We start from the raw sequence: 16,352 nt of genomic DNA, 5'->3' as shown, positions 1-16,352 counted from the left end.
CCGCAGCATTGGTCAAAGTGGGCTCGAAGCCCACTTTCGCCGCACCTGCATCCAGATCGAGACATAAAAAACGCCGTCGATGTCTGCTAAGCGGACTTTCAGGACCTTCATCGCAGTTGAACCAATGGCCGCTGTCGGCGGATTTGGGCTGCTGTTTGTGGGGGGTATCCGAGGGAATATCTTGCGTCTATTTGCGCAATTATTGACCTTGCTCGATTTCTAGGTAGCCAGCACAGCCCTATGTGATTTTACGGGGCGTGTGCGTCAATGAGACAATCTAGAAATGTTTCGGCTTTTCGGTCAGCTCGGTGGCGTTTTCGCGTAATTGCGGCGAACGGTACCGCATAAGAGACATCCTCCGTAAAGAGTGGCCAGAACTTTGATCGACCTCCGATACCATGGATCACGTGATCTCCTAGAATTCCAAGATAACGTCCGGACTGAACCAACAGAGCCAGCGCCTCTTCATCTCTCACGCTCGCTGCGCGTTCCAACCCGAGCATATTGGTCACCCGCATGTTTGGTGAGTTGAACGAATATCCTGCGTACTTATGCGCAGCTAGTGTGGTCTTCGGGTCAAGGCCACGGGTATCGCGACCAAAAAGCGGGTGCCCTTTTGCGCAATACAGATTCATTTTTGCTGAATAAATTTCGGTGTACGTCAGCATCGACGACGTCTGATAAATTGGCATGACCGCAAGGTCGAGCGACCCGTTTAAAATATTAGCCTCAAGCGCTGTCAGCGTGTCCAATGAGATTTCCAGAGACACGTTTGGTGCAAGCTCATCAAATTTCTCAATGGCCTTGTCTATTTGGGCGTTGGGGTTAGCTGACGATTGATCATATAGCCCAAAGCGGATGGTGCCGGACAACGTGCTTTGAATCGCGTCAACACCGGACCGGAATTCGTCGATCTGAGTGAGCAGATGTGTCGTCAACTTGAGGACCTGTTCTCCTTCAGGTGTGAGGCTAAAACCTGAGGGTCCGCGATTGCACAACCGCAGCCCAAGCCGTGCCTCCAGATCGGAGATATGGCGCGAAATTGTGGATTTCCCAATATTTAGTTCAAGCTCAGATGCGGCAATCCCGTTGCAGGCCGAAACGACCACGAAGACGCGCAACAACCGGATATCAACGTCTCCCAGAGACTTGAGAATCGCCTGTTTTGCCAACTCTAGGTTTCCTTTTTATGAAACCCTAATAGGAAAGGTTGCGCATTACCAAACCAAATTTATCAACTAGCATGAAGTCAGTGATCAGAAAAACGACTTCCTGACGCGTTCGTAGCACGCATCACAGGAGGCTAATAGCAACCAACAATGAGGAAATTATGTCTTTGAAACCTCCACTAATGGAACTACCGATCGAGACCGCCGAAAAGGGTTTTTACTCTGGCTTCAGTATGAGTGTCGCGGTGGTATCTAAAATTATCATTGCTTCGTTGGTCATATGGGCCATCGTTTTCCCAGAGCAAGCGGGTAGCGTTCTAAATGCAATCAACAGCTTCATTTTGGCCAATACCGCCTATTGGTACATCTGGATCGTAGCGCTGTTCTTTTTCACTTGCGCCATTCTGGCAATCATTCCTGCGACCGGTAAGCTGAAGCTGGGCGTCGAAGATGACGTACCAGAGTTCGCGCGTTTCTCATGGTTTGCCATGATGTTCGGTGCCGCAATCGGCGTTGGCATGTTGACGTGGGCGGTTGCTGAACCAGTCTATCACTTCCAAAACAACCCTGACGTGATCGCAGGGACTGCCACAGGGTCGGCGCAGGACAATGTGATCAACGCCTATAAGTGGTCCAACCTCCACTGGGGTTTCGGGGCTTGGGCTTGTTATGGTCTCACAGGTATGGCGATGGCGTTTTTCAGCTACCGTCGCGGTCTGCCACTGACGGTTCGCAGCTCACTCATTCCTATTTTCGGCAAACATCTTTCGGGCCCACTGGGTAACGTGATCGACATTGTTGCTGTTGTTGCAACCATTCTGGGCGTCGCACAGGCCCTCGGTTTTGGTGTTGAACAGTTTGTCTCCGGCATGACCCGGATTGGCATTGGTGGTTTGACAGATGCAGAAACGGGGACGTCGAACACTCTCGGCATTCTGGTATCCATTACCATCATCATGGTCGCATCTACCGCATCTGCGTTGTCCGGTGTTGGAAAAGGGATCAAGATCCTGTCCAATATCAACATGATCCTGTCCATCTTCCTGCTCGGCTTCTTCTTAATTTTTGGATCCACTTTCTTCGGTTTGAACGCGCTCGTCATGGGCTTTATTGACTACATCGTGAATCTTCCGACGCTGCTGTTCCAAGTGTTCCGCTCGGACGGGGTTGAAGGGTCTGTAGCCACAAATCAGGAAAACTGGCAGGGTGCATGGTCTGTATTCTACTGGGCGTGGTGGGTTGCATTCGCTCCGTTCGTTGGCTTGTTCCTGGCACGTATCTCCAAAGGTCGCTCCATTCGTGAGTTCGTCCTTGGTGCGATGGTTATGCCCGCGATCATGTGCTTCATCTGGTTCAGCTTTGCCGGTGGTACAGCAATCGACCTGACGTTAAACGGTGATGCGGGCGATGTGATTTTCTCTGCACCGGACGGTGACAAGATATTTGCAATGGTCATCTATATGCTGGGTGCAAACCTAGGCTGGGTCATGTCAGTGCTCATCGTTGTTCTGCTGCTGACCTATCTGGTGACAACAGCCGACTCTGCAGTGCTGATCGTCAATACGATCAATGCAGCGGGAGACGAAGGTCCAAAAGCACGTCCACATATCTACTTCTGGGGCGTTGCTCTGGGTGGTGTGGTCGCAGCGCTGCTGATTGCAGGCGGACCCGGTGGTGGGCTTAAGGCCATCCAAACAGCGATGGTTATTGGAGCATTCCCGTTCTCTATTGTGATGGTGCTTCAGTGCGTTTCACTCGTGAAAGCGGTTTGGAACGATACGAAGCGCAACAACGCAGGCATCCAGTCCACGACCGATGCCGTTGGGATTACTTCGCCAGCCGAATAACACTGACCGGGCACGCTTTTGGGTGCCCGGCATTTCTTCCCTCAAACCCAGAAAAGCACGTGAAGCTGTCATCCGTGTATCACGCAGCTTCGGTCAGAGTGGGCTCAAACCTGCCGTTCGCTGCGTTTGCAAAGCCATCGATCCCGGTACGTCAACATACCGGGATCGATTTTGTTTAGTTGACGGATTTCGCATCCACGAGGTTCGCGTCTTTTTTACCGCCTGCCGCGATTTCGATCTGGCGCGGTTTGAGCGCTTCGGGGACTTCGCGGGTCAGGTCGATGTGCAGCATGCCGTTTTCATGGCTGGCGCCCGTCACGCGGACGTGGTCGGCGAGATGGAAGCGACGTTCAAACGCGCGGGTGGCAATGCCGCGGTGCAGATATTTGCGTTCCGCCTCGTCTTCGGCCTTGCGGGCAGTGACATGGAGCGAACGATCTTTGACCTCAATCGCGAGGTCATCATCGCCAAACCCGGCAACGGCAATTGAAATGCGCCAGCCGTCATCGGCCGTCTTTTCGATATTGTAAGGGGGGTAGCTGTTGGTGCCGGCGTCGCTGGAGATTGCGCGATCCATCAGGTCTGCAATTTGGTCGAAACCAACGGTGGCACGGTATAGTGGTGTAAGGTCAAAACTACGCATAATAGGTCATCCTTTATCAAGCGATAACAAGTGTGAAGCCTTCCCAATGGGACAGGCCGGTTTGTCCAAGACCCATCATTGGCGCCTTGGTACATTTGATGTGGGGATGCTGATTTAGGGTTTCAAGCCCCTAGTTCACGCTAATGAACTTGGCGCCCGTATCATTGCGTTCACCTATTGAAATGATGCGCTGTGTGCCGCCGGGAAGCGCCGGACCGATGGTTGAAAAATGCGCCATAAGGACTGAAAGCGGCCCGTCAAGCGAGGTCCCAAGCGACACTTTCTGCCCATCAATCTGCGCCATTGCAGATACAACAGAGGCAATCCGGGTTTCCCCATCGCGCACGGTGAATACGGGCGCGCCGCTGGACCCAAAATCCACATCGCAGGTCATCACAATCACCCCGGTTTGACGCCCCAAGACGCTACAGACTTCTTGCAGGCTGGGCAGGTTTTCACGCCCGCGCCCGTAGGAAACTACCCCAATTTCATCACCCGTGAGCGGCCGTGTGGCGATCAAATATGGTCGTATCCGCGTGTTTTGGATCGGGCGTTCAAGTTCAAGAACAGCAATATCGACGGCGACTTCGAGCGGCGCGAATGTATCGCCGTTTGGATCGTAGTCAGGGTGTGGGATGGCGCGTCTAATCGCGCGTGTCGCGGACGCGCGCCCGTCGCGCAGCCCTGCCAAAAATTCGAAACGGTCACTGTCGATCGGCGATCCATCCTCATCATACAGGCAGTGTGCCGCCGTTAGGATCAGGCTTTCCCGAATCAAGGCGGCGGTGCAAAACCCTTTGCCTGCAATATCAAGTCGGCCTACGGCCTCCCAACCTTGGCTGTCTTGGCGGGTTTCCAGGCTGACAAGCTCTGTTTCTTCAGCGTGCACAGGCATCGTGGCCGCACAGAGCCAAATTGCAATGATCAGAAAATGCCGCATGTCGTCCCTACCGTTTGATCTAGCTTCCCGCAGAGTTGCGGCAGCAATATGGCATTAGCGCAGGATTGGCACCTTCATTTTCGTATTTCTTTCGGTATCAAGCGCTGGTGGTTTCGGCCCGCCCGTCGCCCAATCAAGCAGTTCTACCGTATGCACAATTGGCACTTCGGTGGCGCTGCCAATTTGCATCATGCAGCCAATGTTGCCTGCTGCGATGATATCAGGCGTCAGCGCTTCGAGCGTGTCGACTTTGCGTGATTTAAGCTGCGTTGAAATCTCAGGCTGCATCAGATTGTACGTGCCCGCTGATCCGCAACACAGATGGCTGTCCGCGGGTTCCAAAACAGTAAACCCGGCGTTTTTCAATAGGGTTTTGGGATGGGATTTGATCTGTTGCCCATGTTGTAGCGAACAGGCTGCATGATAGGCGACTTTGGTGTCTTTGTGATCGCCTTTGGGCAGGTCCAGTTTCATCAACACTTCGGACACATCCATCGCGATCGCACTGACCCGTGCGGCATCAGCGGCCAAAGGACCATTGCGGAACATATGCCCGTAGTCTTTGACTGTGGTGCCGCAGCCAGAGGTATTGATCACAATGGCATCAAGCCCTTGGTCCATTTCACGCCCCCATGCGCGAATGTTCTTGGCCGCCGCCGCGTGGCTTTCGGTTTCCTTGCCCATGTGATGGGTCAGCGCACCACAGCAGCCTGTACCGCTCGCCACCACAACTTCGGCCCCCATGCGGGTGAGCAACCGGATGGTCGCGTCGTTGATATCAGTATTCAGCGCCTTTTGCGCACAGCCTGTCATCAGCGCGACGCGCATCTTTTTGGCCTGCGCCGGAAAGACCTGTGGATCATCGTTGCGGCTGACGGGGGGGATGGTCTTTGGGGCCATGGCGATCATGGCGCGCAGGCGTGGATCGGGCATGAACCGCCCAAAGGGGCGTGCGATTTTGGCCCCCAGCAGTGCCACACGAAACCGCGTCGGATAGGGCAATATGCGCGCGAGCACCCACCGCAATGCGCGATCTGACCACGGACGGTTGTAATGTTCTTCGATATAGGCACGGGCATGGTCAACCAAATGCATATAATGCACACCAGAGGGGCAGGTGGTCATGCAGGCCAGACAAGATAGACAGCGGTCAATATGTTTGACCGTTTTCGCATCAGGCTTGCGGTTGTTCTCAAGCATATCTTTGATCAGGTATATCCGCCCACGGGGGCTATCTAATTCGTCACCAAGTACTTGGTAGGTGGGGCAGGTGGCAGTACAAAACCCGCAATGCACACAGGCCCGCAAGATTTCATTGGCCCGCGCTGTACCCGGATCGGTGAGCTGTTCTGGTGTGAATGTTGTTTGCATCAGGCCATCAACCCTTTGTTGAGAATATTGCGGGGGTCGAATTTAGCGCGTAATCCGGCGCTAATCGTTGCGATTGGTGTTGGTTCGGGGTGGAACACCGGCGCGTCGCCTGCACCGCGGATGCGTGTTGCATGCCCTTTGAAGTCACCTAATTTCGCGCGCAGATCGCCACCGTCGGTTAATGCCCAAATCAGCCCGCCGCCCCAATCATATTGTACGGCCGTTGCATCTAACTTGGCCACAATATCGGCAGCGTCAGACGGTTTGACCGATATGCGCCAGACATCTCCGGGCTGATCTGAGAACGCAGTCACATCGCGCACCCATTTCCAACCTTTATGCGTGCCGTAACCATCGTCCGTTTCGCCGATCTGCACTGTGGTATCGCCGAAGGGTTTCAGCAGATCGCGCAGGCGGTCTGCGCGGTACTTGACCGATGCGTCGAACCCTTCAATCCGGATCATGGTGATCGGATCGCCTTGTATGCTTTGCGGCAGGTGTGCCGCACCTGTGACCTCGAAGGGAGAGCCAAGCGCGGCTGACATCGCTTTGATCGCAAGCGCATCATTCAACCCATGCAGCATCACGCAGCCCGTTTGGGCGACGTTTGGCAGCACCTTCAACGACACTTCGGTCAACACACCCAATGTGCCGTAGGCGCCTGACATCAGCTTCACGAGATCATAGCCGGTTACGTTTTTCATCACGCGGCCACCGTTTTTGACGATATTGCCCGCCCCATCAACAAAGCGCACACCCAGCAAGAAATCGCGGCACGCCCCAACAGATATGCGGCGCGGTCCCGAAATATTGGCGGCGACAATACCGCCAATGGTCGGCTCGCCTGTCGAGCCTAAAAGCGCGCGATGATCCATCGGTTCAAAGGCAAGTCGCTGGTTCTCGGCAGCAAGGGCCGCGTTAATCTCAGACAGGGGTGTGCCGGCCTTTGCGACAATCGTCATCGCGCCGGGTTCATAAAGGGTGATGCCCGACATAGCGCGCATGTCAACTTTGTCGCCTGCGACATGGGCATAGCTACGCGTGCCGCCGCCTTGAATGCTCAGAGGCCCCTGTGCGTCTTTGATCAGCTCAGAAAGGTCTTGTTCGGTCTGGGGTGTCATATCAGTGATCTCCGGCCGCGCGGCGGGCTTCAGAACTATCTAGCGGGAACACTTTGGCCGCGTTCAGCAACCAAGCGGGGTCAAACACGTCTTTGACGGCCATCTGTGCCTCAAGATCAACCGGGTAGTATTGCGTGTGCATCAGATCCCGTTTTTCGATACCCACACCATGTTCGCCGGTCAGGCAACCGCCGACCTCAACACAGAGTTTGAGGATATCAGCACCAAATGCCTCGCAAAGTTCAAGATCGCCGGGCTTATTGGCATCGAACAAGATCAGCGGGTGCATATTGCCATCGCCCGCGTGGAACACATTGCCGACGCCCAGCCCGTACTCCTTGGACATCTCGCCGATTCGGCGCAGCACATAGGGCAGTTGCGACACCGGGATCGTGCCATCAAGGCACATGTAGTCATTGATCTGCCCCATCGCGCCAAAGGCCGATTTGCGGCCCAGCCAAATGCGCGCCGCCTCATCCGCTGATTTGGCTTCGCGCAATTCAACCGGGTTATGTTTGGCGGCAATTTCCATGATCAGGGCCAGTTGCGCGTCAATTTCCGCATCTGATCCTTCGACCTCGACAATGAGCAAAGCTTCGCACATCGGATAGCCCGCCTTGGCGAAAGCTTCGGTCGCCTCAATACAGGGACGATCCATGAATTCGATCGCAACAGGCAAAACGCCCGCTTTGATAATGTCTGTGACAACCTGGCCTGCGACCTCGTTGCTATCATAGCCCATCAGCACAGGGCGCGCGCCTTCGGGTTTGGGCAGGATGCGCAGGGTGGCTTCGGTGACAACGCCTAACTGGCCCTCTGATCCGCAAATGACGCCGAGCAAGTCCAACCCGCCTGCATCCATATACGCGCCGCCGATGTCCACAATACTGCCATCCATCATGACCATCGTCACGCCCAGTAGGTTATTCGTGGTCACCCCGTATTTGAGACAATGCGCACCGCCCGAATTCATCGCGATATTTCCTGCAATGGCGCAGGCCAATTGGCTAGACGGATCAGGCGCGTAGAAGAACCCGTCTTCTTCTACAGCGCCGGTGACCGACAGATTGGTCCGGCCCGTCTGCACCGTGATATAGCGGTCTGGATAGTTGGTTTCGATCACGCCGTTCATCTTGGCCACGCCAAGGATCACGCAATCGGCGGTCGGTAGCGCCCCCCCAGCAAGTGATGTGCCCGAACCGCGCGGAACGACGGGCACGCCCATATCGTGGCAAATCTTCATGACCGCCGCGACCTCTTGGGTATTTGCAGGTAACACAGCACAAAGCGGCGGGCAGCGGTAAGCGGTCAATGCATCGCATTCATAGGCGCGGGTTTCGGCCACATCGGAAATCACCGCGTTTTCGGGCAAAACGGCCTGCAAACGGCTAACAATTTGATCCTTTCGAGACAGGACGCTGGCATTCGGGGCTGGCATTTTCATGGCGGTTCTCCATATTTGGTAAAAATATATTACCAATTTTTCTATATGGCAAGTGGATAGCCGACTGGCTAAACAAGACCTATGGAATTAATTGAACATCTTGGGCTTTTGACCCTGTGGGATTGGGGCGCGGCGGCATTTATCGTGGTGGGCTGGCTTGTGATCGGATCGTTGATTGATCGCTCGGGCGGGAAACGCCCGTCGGTAACTGTGTTGATGTCCGCGCATCGGCGCGAATGGATGAAGGTGTTTGTGACCCGAAATCCGCGTATTTATGACAGCCAAATCCTTGCAAGTCTGCGTCAAAGCACATCGTTTTTCGCATCAACCTGTTTGCTTGCAATTGGCGGTGTGCTTGCACTGATCGGGAATACTGATCCGTTGCGCGGCGTGGCGCTCGAAGTTACCGATGCGCCTCTGCCGGTTGTTGTGTGGCAGCTAAAGCTGGGGCTTGTGGTTTTGTTTTTGGCCAATGCGTTTCTGAAATTCGTTTGGTCAAACCGCGTGTTTGGCTATTGTGCGGTTGTCATGTCCGCTGTGCCCAACGACCCGGACGACCCGATCGCTTATCCACGCGCGGCACAGGCGGCTGAGCTCAACATTCGCGCGGGCGTTAATTTTAATCGCGGGCTGCGGGCGATGTATTTTGCATTGGCGGCGCTTGCGTGGTTGCTGGGGGCATTTGCACTGATTGGCGCGACGATAATTGCCTTGGGCATCGTCTGGTCACGCGAATTTGCATCAGTTCCGCGCAGTATTCTGCTAAACGAGACGACATGATGAAATATGCACTGATTCCCATTTTCGCAGCATCCGCCGCATTGGCGGATCCGCCCCAAATCACTGATGTCACCATTTCTGGCGACCGCGTGTCCGTCTCAATCCTGCACCCCGATACCGGGTGGGACCACTATGCCGACGGTTGGGAAGTGCTTGACGCCGACGGCAATCGGATCGGGTTTCGTGAATTGGCGCATCCGCATGTCAATGAACAGCCGTTTACGCGTTATCAAAGTGGGATCGTGATCCCTGAAGGTGCAACATCCGTGTTTATCCGCACCCGGTGTAGCGTTGATGGCTGGTCTGAAGAGCTGTTCGAAGTTGCCTTAGACGACTAACGCCGCCCTTCGCGTAGCCAAGCGCCAATGCTCAGCAATGCGGCTAACAATAGCCATGCCCAAGCAGGCAAAACAGGTGTGATGCTGATATCCGCGGTTTGATAGGCACCGCGTGGTGTAATCCCGATCCAGCCGCGCCCGTGTGCGGGGCGTCCGGCGCGGACCGTGCGGATGCTGATATCGCCATCCGAAATTGTCAGGGCGCCGCCACCGGATGATGCAATAATAGGATCAAGCGTTTCGGGTGAAGCAATCGTTTGTTCGAATTCGCGCGGCGCTGCGGGGCCAAGTGCAATCACAGTTGTTTCGGTCCCATCATCCAAACGGTACAGCCCAATTTCTGGGCCATTCCAAAGTGTTTCAAACCGCCCCGGTGAGACTTGTTCCAACGTCAATACGGTCTGCGTTCCGTCGGGGTGGGTGACAGTGACATCATCGACGTTTTCATTCAGGGTGCGCCGGATGATCCGCATGGTTTGGCCGCTTGGCTCTACCCAAAGCGATTCTTCTTCCAGTTCGGGTTCTTTCATCATCCAATGGGCAAGGCGGCGCAGCAGTTCGAGCTGCGGCCCGCCCCCTTCAAACCCACGATCCCAAAGCCAGCTGTGGTCTGACGCGATCAGTGACACACGACCTTCGCCAATACGGTTCAGGACAAGCAGTGGGCGATTATCAAGCCCCGACATGACGGTTATTGCGTCCTGCGGAACAAGCACATCTACCAATCGGAACCAACGCCCCCAACCGGGGCCATCGCCGGTGGGGTTTGGCGAAAGATCCGCAAGCCCTTCGGTCACGGGGTGACGTTGGCCGATGTCGGTAATTTGTGGGGTAAAGCCTTCTTCAAAAACGCGCGCGGTGGGCGCGCCGGGTAGAATTTGCCCCAGCGGTGATCGATAGATGCTTTCCGCGCCACCATATTCCGGGCCAGAAGACACCAGAACCGCGCCGCCTTGTTCGACATATTCGCGGATGTTGTTGAAATAGTCGCCGGGCAAAATGCCGCGACGCCTGTAACGGTCAAAGATAATCAGATCAAAATCATCGATTTTTTCCAAAAACAATTCACGGGTTGGAAAGGCAATCAGCGACAATTCGTTCACCGGCACCCCATCTTGTTTTTCGGGGGGGCGCAGGATGGTGAAATGCACCAGATCAACGGTCTGATCCGACTTAAGCAGGTTGCGCCACGTGCGTTCGCCTGCGTGTGGCTCGCCTGATACCAAAAGAACGCGCAAGCGATCACGCACACCGTTGATTTGCACAACGGCGACATTGTTGCGCGCGGTCAGTTCGCCTTCAGCTTCGGGGATTGAAAACTGCACGACATTCATGCCGCCGTGTGGCAATTCAAATGGGATTTCAATATCTTGCCCGACGGGAATGGGCAGGCTAATCGCTGGGTCGCCATCGACAGCGATCGACAGTTCAACCGCTTGGGTTGCGGGTGCGGCCCCTTGATCATCAATGCGCAATGTCAGGGTGACCTGTTCGCCCAGAATCGCAAAGGCAGGCGCTTGCGATACCACAAGCCGCCGATCCCAATCATCTGGTTGTCCGCTCAACAGCAGATGCATCGGTGCGGGCAGGCGGGGGGCGCGTTCAATATCATGCAACCGTCCATCACTGATCAAAATCACACCTGCGATACGGCCTTGCGGTTCTTCGGACAACGCTTGGGTCGTTGCGGTCATCAGCGCGGTGCCGATGTCATCTTCACCATCGGCAACCTGAACGACCCGCAGTTCTGTATTATCAAGTCGGGCAATCTGCGCTGTAATATTCGCGAGCGCTGCATCATTTTGCGAAGGGCGATCTGCAATCCTTTGGCTCGCACTTTCGTCGATAACGGCCAAAACAATATCGGATAGTGGGGCGCGGTCTTCTTGCTGCACGGATGGCCCCGCGATGGCGCAAAGTAGTACAATTGCTGCCACCCCGCGAAGCCACCGCCCCGGTAGGCCCCGCCAAAGCGCAAAGGCAATGCCAAGCGCCACAAAGGTCGCGATGCCGATCAGCGCAGGCATTGGGATAAGCGGGTTAAAGATTAGTGTTTGTGTCATTGGCCCAACCGATCTAGCAGGTCCGGCACATGGACTTGGTCAGATTTATAGTTCCCAGTCAGCACATGCATGATCACATTGACGCCAAATCTAAAGGCGATTTCGCGCTGCTGTTCACCGGCTTGCCCGCGCCCGACTGGTAGCATGGCGGCGCCGTTTTGCGTCACGGCCCATGCGGCCGCCCAATTGTTGCCGCCGATGATGACAGGGGTCACACCGTCGTTGAGGTTGCGAAAAGGCATGCCTTCGGTTTGAACCGCGTCAATTGGGGCCGCTTCGACCCAGATATCACGGCTTGCGTAGCGCCCTGGGAAGTCTTGTAGCAAATAAAATGTGCGCGTCAGTACGTGGTCAGTGGGGACCGGCTCAAGCGCTGGAATATCCAACGACCGCGCGATGGCTTGCAGTTTGCGCCCCTCGGGGGAACCCGACCCGAACCGCGCGGTATCAGCGTCGCGTGTGTCAAACATGATCATCCCGCCAGATCGCAGGTAGCGGTTCAGTTTTGTGTAGGCCGCTTGCGATGGCAGCGCTTGATCAGCTGTGATCGGCCAGTAAAGAAACGGAAAGAACGCGAGTTCATCGGTCTCTAAGTTCACGGCAAGGGGCGCGGAAGGTTCAATTGAAGTGCGCCGAAACAGCGTTTGCGACAGGCCCAAAAGACCCGCGTGGGCGACTTCGTCGACGCTTTCGTTGCCCGTGATAACATGCCCAAGCACCACTTGCGAGGTTGCGCGCAAGGCAAATGCATCGTCTGTTTGGGCCTGTGCGTCGGGTGCGGCGATGACCAAAAGCGCGAGCAGGGCAGCGACATCCGCGCGCGGACCACGCAAGCGGCCCCCAACGGCAAGCGATGCGACCACATCAATTATCAACATCAAAAGTGCGGCCGTGAGCAACCAGCCTTCGAGCGCAGTTTCGCGGAGCGCAGTCATGCCTTCAACCGCGATGTGCGACGGCCAGCTCGCGGGGGCCAATAGAGTGTCGGGACCGATGACATTCACAGCCAATTGCCGCTCAGCGCCTGCATAGAGGCCGGGTAGCAAGTTGGGCCCGGGCACAGCGGCCGCCAAGGTTTCGCCTGCCACGCCCGGCAATGTGCTTGCGTCTTCAAGCTGTCCGTAGGCGTTTAAAACCTTGCTTGGCAACCATGTTGTGCCTGCCAATTCCGCGGCTTCGCGCGTGGATGGGCGGGTCGATACCGCCATGCGTTCCAGCATTTGCACAAATAGGCCAGATAGGGGCAGGCTGGACCATTCTGCATTTGCGGTCACATGGAATAAGATAACTTGGCCGTCGCCGACCCGTTTACGCGTGACCAACGGGGTACCGTCGGCCAGTTCTGCAATGACCCTTGCGGCCAGTGTCGGATCGGGTTGCGCCATGACTTGGCTAGTGACGCTGACATCGTCGGGCACGGGCAGGCCGAAAAATGGGCTTTCGGCGTCGAATGGGGCAAGGGCCTTGGGCTCTCCCCAGCTCATTGCGCCGCCAACGGTGCGGCCACCAGACCGCAAACGCACAGGCAAAAGCGGGTCTTCTGTACTGCGTCCCAAATCGCTCGCGGCAAGGCGCGGGCCTGCAAAACGCACCAACATGCCGCCGTCGTTCATCCATTCCAGTATGGCGTCAGTTTCGTCGCCGCTAAGGGTCGCGACATCCGCCAGAATGATCACATCCGGATTGGCAAGAAGGATGTCGGAAATAGTGCCGTCAATCAGGTCTGCGGTGGGTTCGAGGGCCTCGCGCAAGTAATAAAGCGGCGACAGAAGCTCTAGCCCTTCGCGCGCGCCTCCTTGTGCGATCAAAGCAACTTCGCGCCGTTTGAGCGCGTCATCTGTCAGGCTCACAGCACCCGCTGATTTGGTCCCATCGATTGAAAACCGCGTGATCCGGTTGCGTAATTCGGGGGGGAGGATCATCGCGGTTTGCGCGTCGGATTCACCTGCGGCAAAGCTAAGCGGGACGCTGGCAAGTGGCCGCTCAACGCCTGCAGGGTCGCGGCCTGTGGCGGTGATTTGCGTCTCAAAAGCGGCACCAACTGGCGTGCGCGTCGCACTGACGATCACTTCGCCACCCTCAAAGGTTGCAGGGCGTATGCCGATGGTCTGTTGCGGCGTTTGAAAGACGGTCACGCTGCCCGCATTTTCGAATTGCATAAGTAGCGCGTCGCGCCCATCGAAATCAATCCCGTCTGACAGCCAATAGGTTTCAAATGCCCCTGATTGGGTATCGAAATAGGCTACCGGATCAATTGGTTGCCAAGGTTGCGGGGTCAGATTTGGTAGTCGGTTTTGCCAGTCACTTGGGGCGGCGAAGGGCAGGCCGCCTGCGGGCAGATCGGTCAAGATCACCACAGCGACACGGCGATCCGCGACAGCGGCTTCTGACAGCAATGTGTCAACGCGTGACATTTGTTGCGCCCAACGCGCGGCCCCGGCCCATGTGCCGTCCACCGCGATCACGAGATCACCGTTACCACCGCGCGCGGCTTGTGGGTTCAAAACGGGCCCGGCGAACCCAATAATTATTGCGGCCATTGCGGAAAGGCGCAGCAAAAGAAGCCACCAAGGCGTGCGATCAGATTGGCTGTCTTTGTCGGCCAGACCCAACAAAAGCGCGACGCCCGGAAACTGTCGCCGGATCGGTGCAGGTGGCACCGCGCGCAAAAGCACCCAAAGAATTGGCAATGCGGCAAGCGCTACCAGCAACCAAGGTGCTGTAAACCCGATAGGACCCAGCGCCATCATGCCTGCCGCTCCAGCGCGCCATAAAGCCAAAGGAGCGCGGCCGTCGCCGATTGTCCGGTATGGTGCGTGCTAAATTGCCAGCCGGTTGTGCGGGCAAGCATCGCAAGACGATCTTTACGTTCCGCTAACCGATCAAGATAGCGGGCTTTAAGATCGCCAGCCTTCATGGTTTCATGTTCCAATGCGCCCGTCATCGATGTGAACACGGTACGCCCGTCAAATGGAAATTCTTCTTCTTGCGGGTCAAGCACCTGTAACAATGCACCGCCCACACCGCGATCTGCGGCGCGCATCAAGGCTTCTTCGACGGGGGCGATATCGCCCATGAAATCGCTGATGAATAGGGCGCGCGAATGTGGCAGCATCCCTTGGGTTTCGGGCGCGCCGTAATCGACATCGCTTTGTTCTGACAGGATTTGTGCCATCTGCGAAATCTGGGTCTCGCCACGCCGGGGGCGCAGGCGCAACCCGGTCAGGCCTACCCGTTCACCGCCACGTATCAGCAAAATGGCGGTGGCCAACCCAAGGAGCCGCGCACGCGCGCCCTTGCTTGGCAGGTCACCTGAATGAAACTGCATTGACGCCGACTGATCGATCCAAAGCAGGATCGATTGGGCAATCTGCCACTCTTTATCTTGTACGAAATTCGCGTCTGATCGGGCCGAGCGCCGCCAATCGATACTGCGCGCCGCGTCTGACGGTTGCGCTGGGCGGTATTGCCAAAACGCATCGCCCACGCCAGCACGCCGCCGCCCGTGGTCGCCCAGCAAAACGGTGGTCGCCAGATGCTCTGCCTCGGCCAGAAGTGCCGGCAGCGGGGCTGAAAGGGTCTGGGCCTCAGCGCGAAGGGCGAGCGGGGTGATCATGCGGCGGCAGAGACCTTGGTCACATCGGCGGCCACGCGGGTGATGATATCTGCGATGCTTTCGCCACGCGCACGTGCCGCAAATGACAGCGCCATCCGGTGCTCTAGCACAGGCACAGCCATTGCAAGCACATCTTCGGCCGAAGGTGCCAAACGCCCATCAAGCAGCGCCTGCGCGCGCACGGTCAGCATCAATGCTTGCGCGGCGCGCGGGCCGGGGCCCCAGCTGACGTTTTGTCGGATCACTTCGGGGGCGTCTGCGTCAGGGCGGCAGGCGCGCACCAAATCGAGGATCATTTCCACGATATTATCGCCAACCGGCATGCGGCGTAGCAATGTCTGAGCGTTTAATAATTCGGAAGCGGTGAAGACGGCGGTCGCCTCCGCCTCGGCCACGCCGGTTGTGGCAATCAAAATGTCACGTTCGGTTGCGCGGTCAGGGTAGGGAACATCAATCTGGACAAGAAAACGGTCGAGTTGCGCTTCGGGCAGCGGGTAGGTGCCTTCTTGCTCAATCGGGTTTTGTGTCGCGAGCACGTGAAACGGCGCGCCAAGGGGGCGATGTTCGCCAGCGATCGAAACTTCTTTTTCCTGCATCGCTTGCAACAGCGCAGATTGGGTGCGCGGCGAGGCACGGTTAATTTCGTCGGCCATCAATAGCTGGCAGAAAATCGGACCTTCGATAAAGCGAAAATTGCGAGTGCCGTCATCAGAGGTTTCCAACACTTCAGACCCCAAAATATCCGCAGGCATCAGGTCGGGCGTGAACTGAATTCGATTGCCATTGAGCCCCATCACAGTTGAAAGCGTATCAACGAGCATGGTTTTCCCAAGGCCGGGCAGTCCGATCAAAACGGCGTGTCCGCCACAGATCAGCGCAGTCAGGGTCAAATCAACCACCCGCGTTTGGCCGATAAAACGGGCCGAAATACTGCTGCGTGCTTCTTGCAGCTTTGCGCCCAGATTTTCAATTTGGACAACAAGATCGGCGTGATCGGCCATGACTTTCCTCCGGATAAAC

At 56.3% G+C, this 16,352-nt stretch carries 13 protein-coding genes; 3 read left to right on the top strand and 10 right to left on the bottom strand.

Translation table 11 applies throughout. The features are described from left to right. Positions 1–248: 248 nt before the first annotated feature. On the bottom strand, positions 249–1,172 hold the full coding sequence (locus DS901_RS14370) for a LysR family transcriptional regulator (protein ID WP_113777616.1): 924 nt from the start codon (positions 1,170–1,172) through the stop codon (positions 249–251). Between the two features lie 158 nt (positions 1,173–1,330). Here DS901_RS14370 and DS901_RS14365 point away from each other — a divergent pair, with 158 nt between their 5' ends. Next, positions 1,331–3,016 carry a BCCT family transporter gene (locus DS901_RS14365; RefSeq protein WP_113777615.1) on the top strand — a complete coding sequence of 562 codons (1,686 nt, stop codon included), beginning with the start codon at positions 1,331–1,333 and terminating at the stop codon, positions 3,014–3,016. Positions 3,017–3,191: 175 nt separating this feature from the next. Here DS901_RS14365 and DS901_RS14360 read toward each other — a convergent pair whose 3' ends face one another. From DS901_RS14360 to DS901_RS14340, 5 genes are all read right to left on the bottom strand, one after another. Next, positions 3,192–3,659: an Hsp20 family protein gene (locus DS901_RS14360; protein WP_113777614.1), complete on the bottom strand. Its 468-nt coding sequence runs from the start codon at positions 3,657–3,659 to the stop codon at positions 3,192–3,194. A 130-nt stretch (positions 3,660–3,789) separates the two neighbouring features. Further along, positions 3,790–4,599, bottom strand: coding sequence for a trypsin-like serine peptidase (locus tag DS901_RS14355; protein WP_113777613.1), 810 nt, complete (start codon positions 4,597–4,599; stop codon positions 3,790–3,792). A gap of 54 nt (positions 4,600–4,653) precedes the next feature. Beyond that, positions 4,654–5,970, bottom strand: a complete 1,317-nt coding sequence (gene glcF / locus DS901_RS14350) for a glycolate oxidase subunit GlcF (RefSeq protein ID WP_113777612.1) — start codon at positions 5,968–5,970, stop codon at positions 4,654–4,656. After that, the gene (locus DS901_RS14345) at positions 5,970–7,091 is read right to left on the bottom strand and encodes an FAD-binding protein (RefSeq protein ID WP_113777611.1); all 1,122 of its coding nucleotides are present in this window, start codon (positions 7,089–7,091) and stop codon (positions 5,970–5,972) included. The genes glcF and DS901_RS14345 overlap by 1 nt, the downstream gene beginning before the upstream one ends. 1 nt (position 7,092) lies before the next feature. Further along, on the bottom strand, positions 7,093–8,535 hold the full coding sequence (locus DS901_RS14340) for an FAD-linked oxidase C-terminal domain-containing protein (RefSeq protein ID WP_113777610.1): 1,443 nt from the start codon (positions 8,533–8,535) through the stop codon (positions 7,093–7,095). An 81-nt stretch (positions 8,536–8,616) separates the two neighbouring features. On the opposite strand from DS901_RS14340, the gene DS901_RS14335 reads away from it, so the two are divergent. Both DS901_RS14335 and DS901_RS14330 read left to right on the top strand, forming a co-directional pair. Further along, positions 8,617–9,315 (top strand): DUF599 domain-containing protein, encoded by a 699-nt coding sequence (locus DS901_RS14335; protein WP_113777609.1) that lies wholly within the window; start codon positions 8,617–8,619, stop codon positions 9,313–9,315. Next, positions 9,315–9,653 carry a hypothetical protein gene (locus DS901_RS14330; RefSeq protein ID WP_181820914.1) on the top strand — a complete coding sequence of 113 codons (339 nt, stop codon included), beginning with the start codon at positions 9,315–9,317 and terminating at the stop codon, positions 9,651–9,653. The genes DS901_RS14335 and DS901_RS14330 overlap by 1 nt, the downstream gene beginning before the upstream one ends. Here the strand turns inward: DS901_RS14330 and DS901_RS14325 are convergent. Genes DS901_RS14325 through DS901_RS14310 form a run of 4 tightly spaced genes read right to left on the bottom strand, consistent with a single transcriptional unit; the run spans position 9,650 to position 16,333 of the window. Next, positions 9,650–11,716 carry a hypothetical protein gene (locus DS901_RS14325; protein WP_113777607.1) on the bottom strand — a complete coding sequence of 689 codons (2,067 nt, stop codon included), beginning with the start codon at positions 11,714–11,716 and terminating at the stop codon, positions 9,650–9,652. The genes DS901_RS14330 and DS901_RS14325 overlap by 4 nt on opposite strands. Then, positions 11,713–14,466 carry a DUF4159 domain-containing protein gene (locus DS901_RS14320; RefSeq protein WP_113777606.1) on the bottom strand — a complete coding sequence of 918 codons (2,754 nt, stop codon included), beginning with the start codon at positions 14,464–14,466 and terminating at the stop codon, positions 11,713–11,715. The genes DS901_RS14325 and DS901_RS14320 overlap by 4 nt, the downstream gene beginning before the upstream one ends. Continuing rightward, complete coding sequence (locus DS901_RS14315; RefSeq protein WP_113777605.1) at positions 14,463–15,332, bottom strand: DUF58 domain-containing protein; 870 nt, start codon at positions 15,330–15,332, stop codon at positions 14,463–14,465. The genes DS901_RS14320 and DS901_RS14315 overlap by 4 nt, the downstream gene beginning before the upstream one ends. After that, on the bottom strand, positions 15,329–16,333 hold the full coding sequence (locus DS901_RS14310; protein WP_113777604.1) for an AAA family ATPase: 1,005 nt from the start codon (positions 16,331–16,333) through the stop codon (positions 15,329–15,331). Before DS901_RS14310 ends, DS901_RS14315 begins: the two co-directional genes overlap by 4 nt. Positions 16,334–16,352: the final 19 nt, after the last annotated feature.

Source organism: Loktanella sp. D2R18 (assembly GCF_003318235.1).
Classification (GTDB): Bacteria; Pseudomonadota; Alphaproteobacteria; order Rhodobacterales; family Rhodobacteraceae; genus Yoonia.
Note: the sequence above shows the minus strand (reverse complement) of the source record. Positions and strands in the feature narration are given on the sequence as shown.

Coding starts and splice junctions, on each gene's coding strand:
- DS901_RS14315 (WP_113777605.1), bottom strand. CDS start 15,332: ATGATCACCCCGCTCGCCCTTCGCGCTGAGGCCCAGACCCTTTCAGCC.
- DS901_RS14360 (WP_113777614.1), bottom strand. CDS start 3,659: ATGCGTAGTTTTGACCTTACACCACTATACCGTGCCACCGTTGGTTTC.
- DS901_RS14325 (WP_113777607.1), bottom strand. CDS start 11,716: ATGACACAAACACTAATCTTTAACCCGCTTATCCCAATGCCTGCGCTG.
- DS901_RS14345 (WP_113777611.1), bottom strand. CDS start 7,091: ATGACACCCCAGACCGAACAAGACCTTTCTGAGCTGATCAAAGACGCA.
- glcF (WP_113777612.1), bottom strand. CDS start 5,970: ATGCAAACAACATTCACACCAGAACAGCTCACCGATCCGGGTACAGCG.
- DS901_RS14320 (WP_113777606.1), bottom strand. CDS start 14,466: ATGATGGCGCTGGGTCCTATCGGGTTTACAGCACCTTGGTTGCTGGTA.
- DS901_RS14340 (WP_113777610.1), bottom strand. CDS start 8,535: ATGAAAATGCCAGCCCCGAATGCCAGCGTCCTGTCTCGAAAGGATCAA.
- DS901_RS14335 (WP_113777609.1), top strand. CDS start 8,617: ATGGAATTAATTGAACATCTTGGGCTTTTGACCCTGTGGGATTGGGGC.
- DS901_RS14365 (WP_113777615.1), top strand. CDS start 1,331: ATGTCTTTGAAACCTCCACTAATGGAACTACCGATCGAGACCGCCGAA.
- DS901_RS14355 (WP_113777613.1), bottom strand. CDS start 4,599: ATGCGGCATTTTCTGATCATTGCAATTTGGCTCTGTGCGGCCACGATG.
- DS901_RS14330 (WP_181820914.1), top strand. CDS start 9,315: ATGAAATATGCACTGATTCCCATTTTCGCAGCATCCGCCGCATTGGCG.
- DS901_RS14310 (WP_113777604.1), bottom strand. CDS start 16,333: ATGGCCGATCACGCCGATCTTGTTGTCCAAATTGAAAATCTGGGCGCA.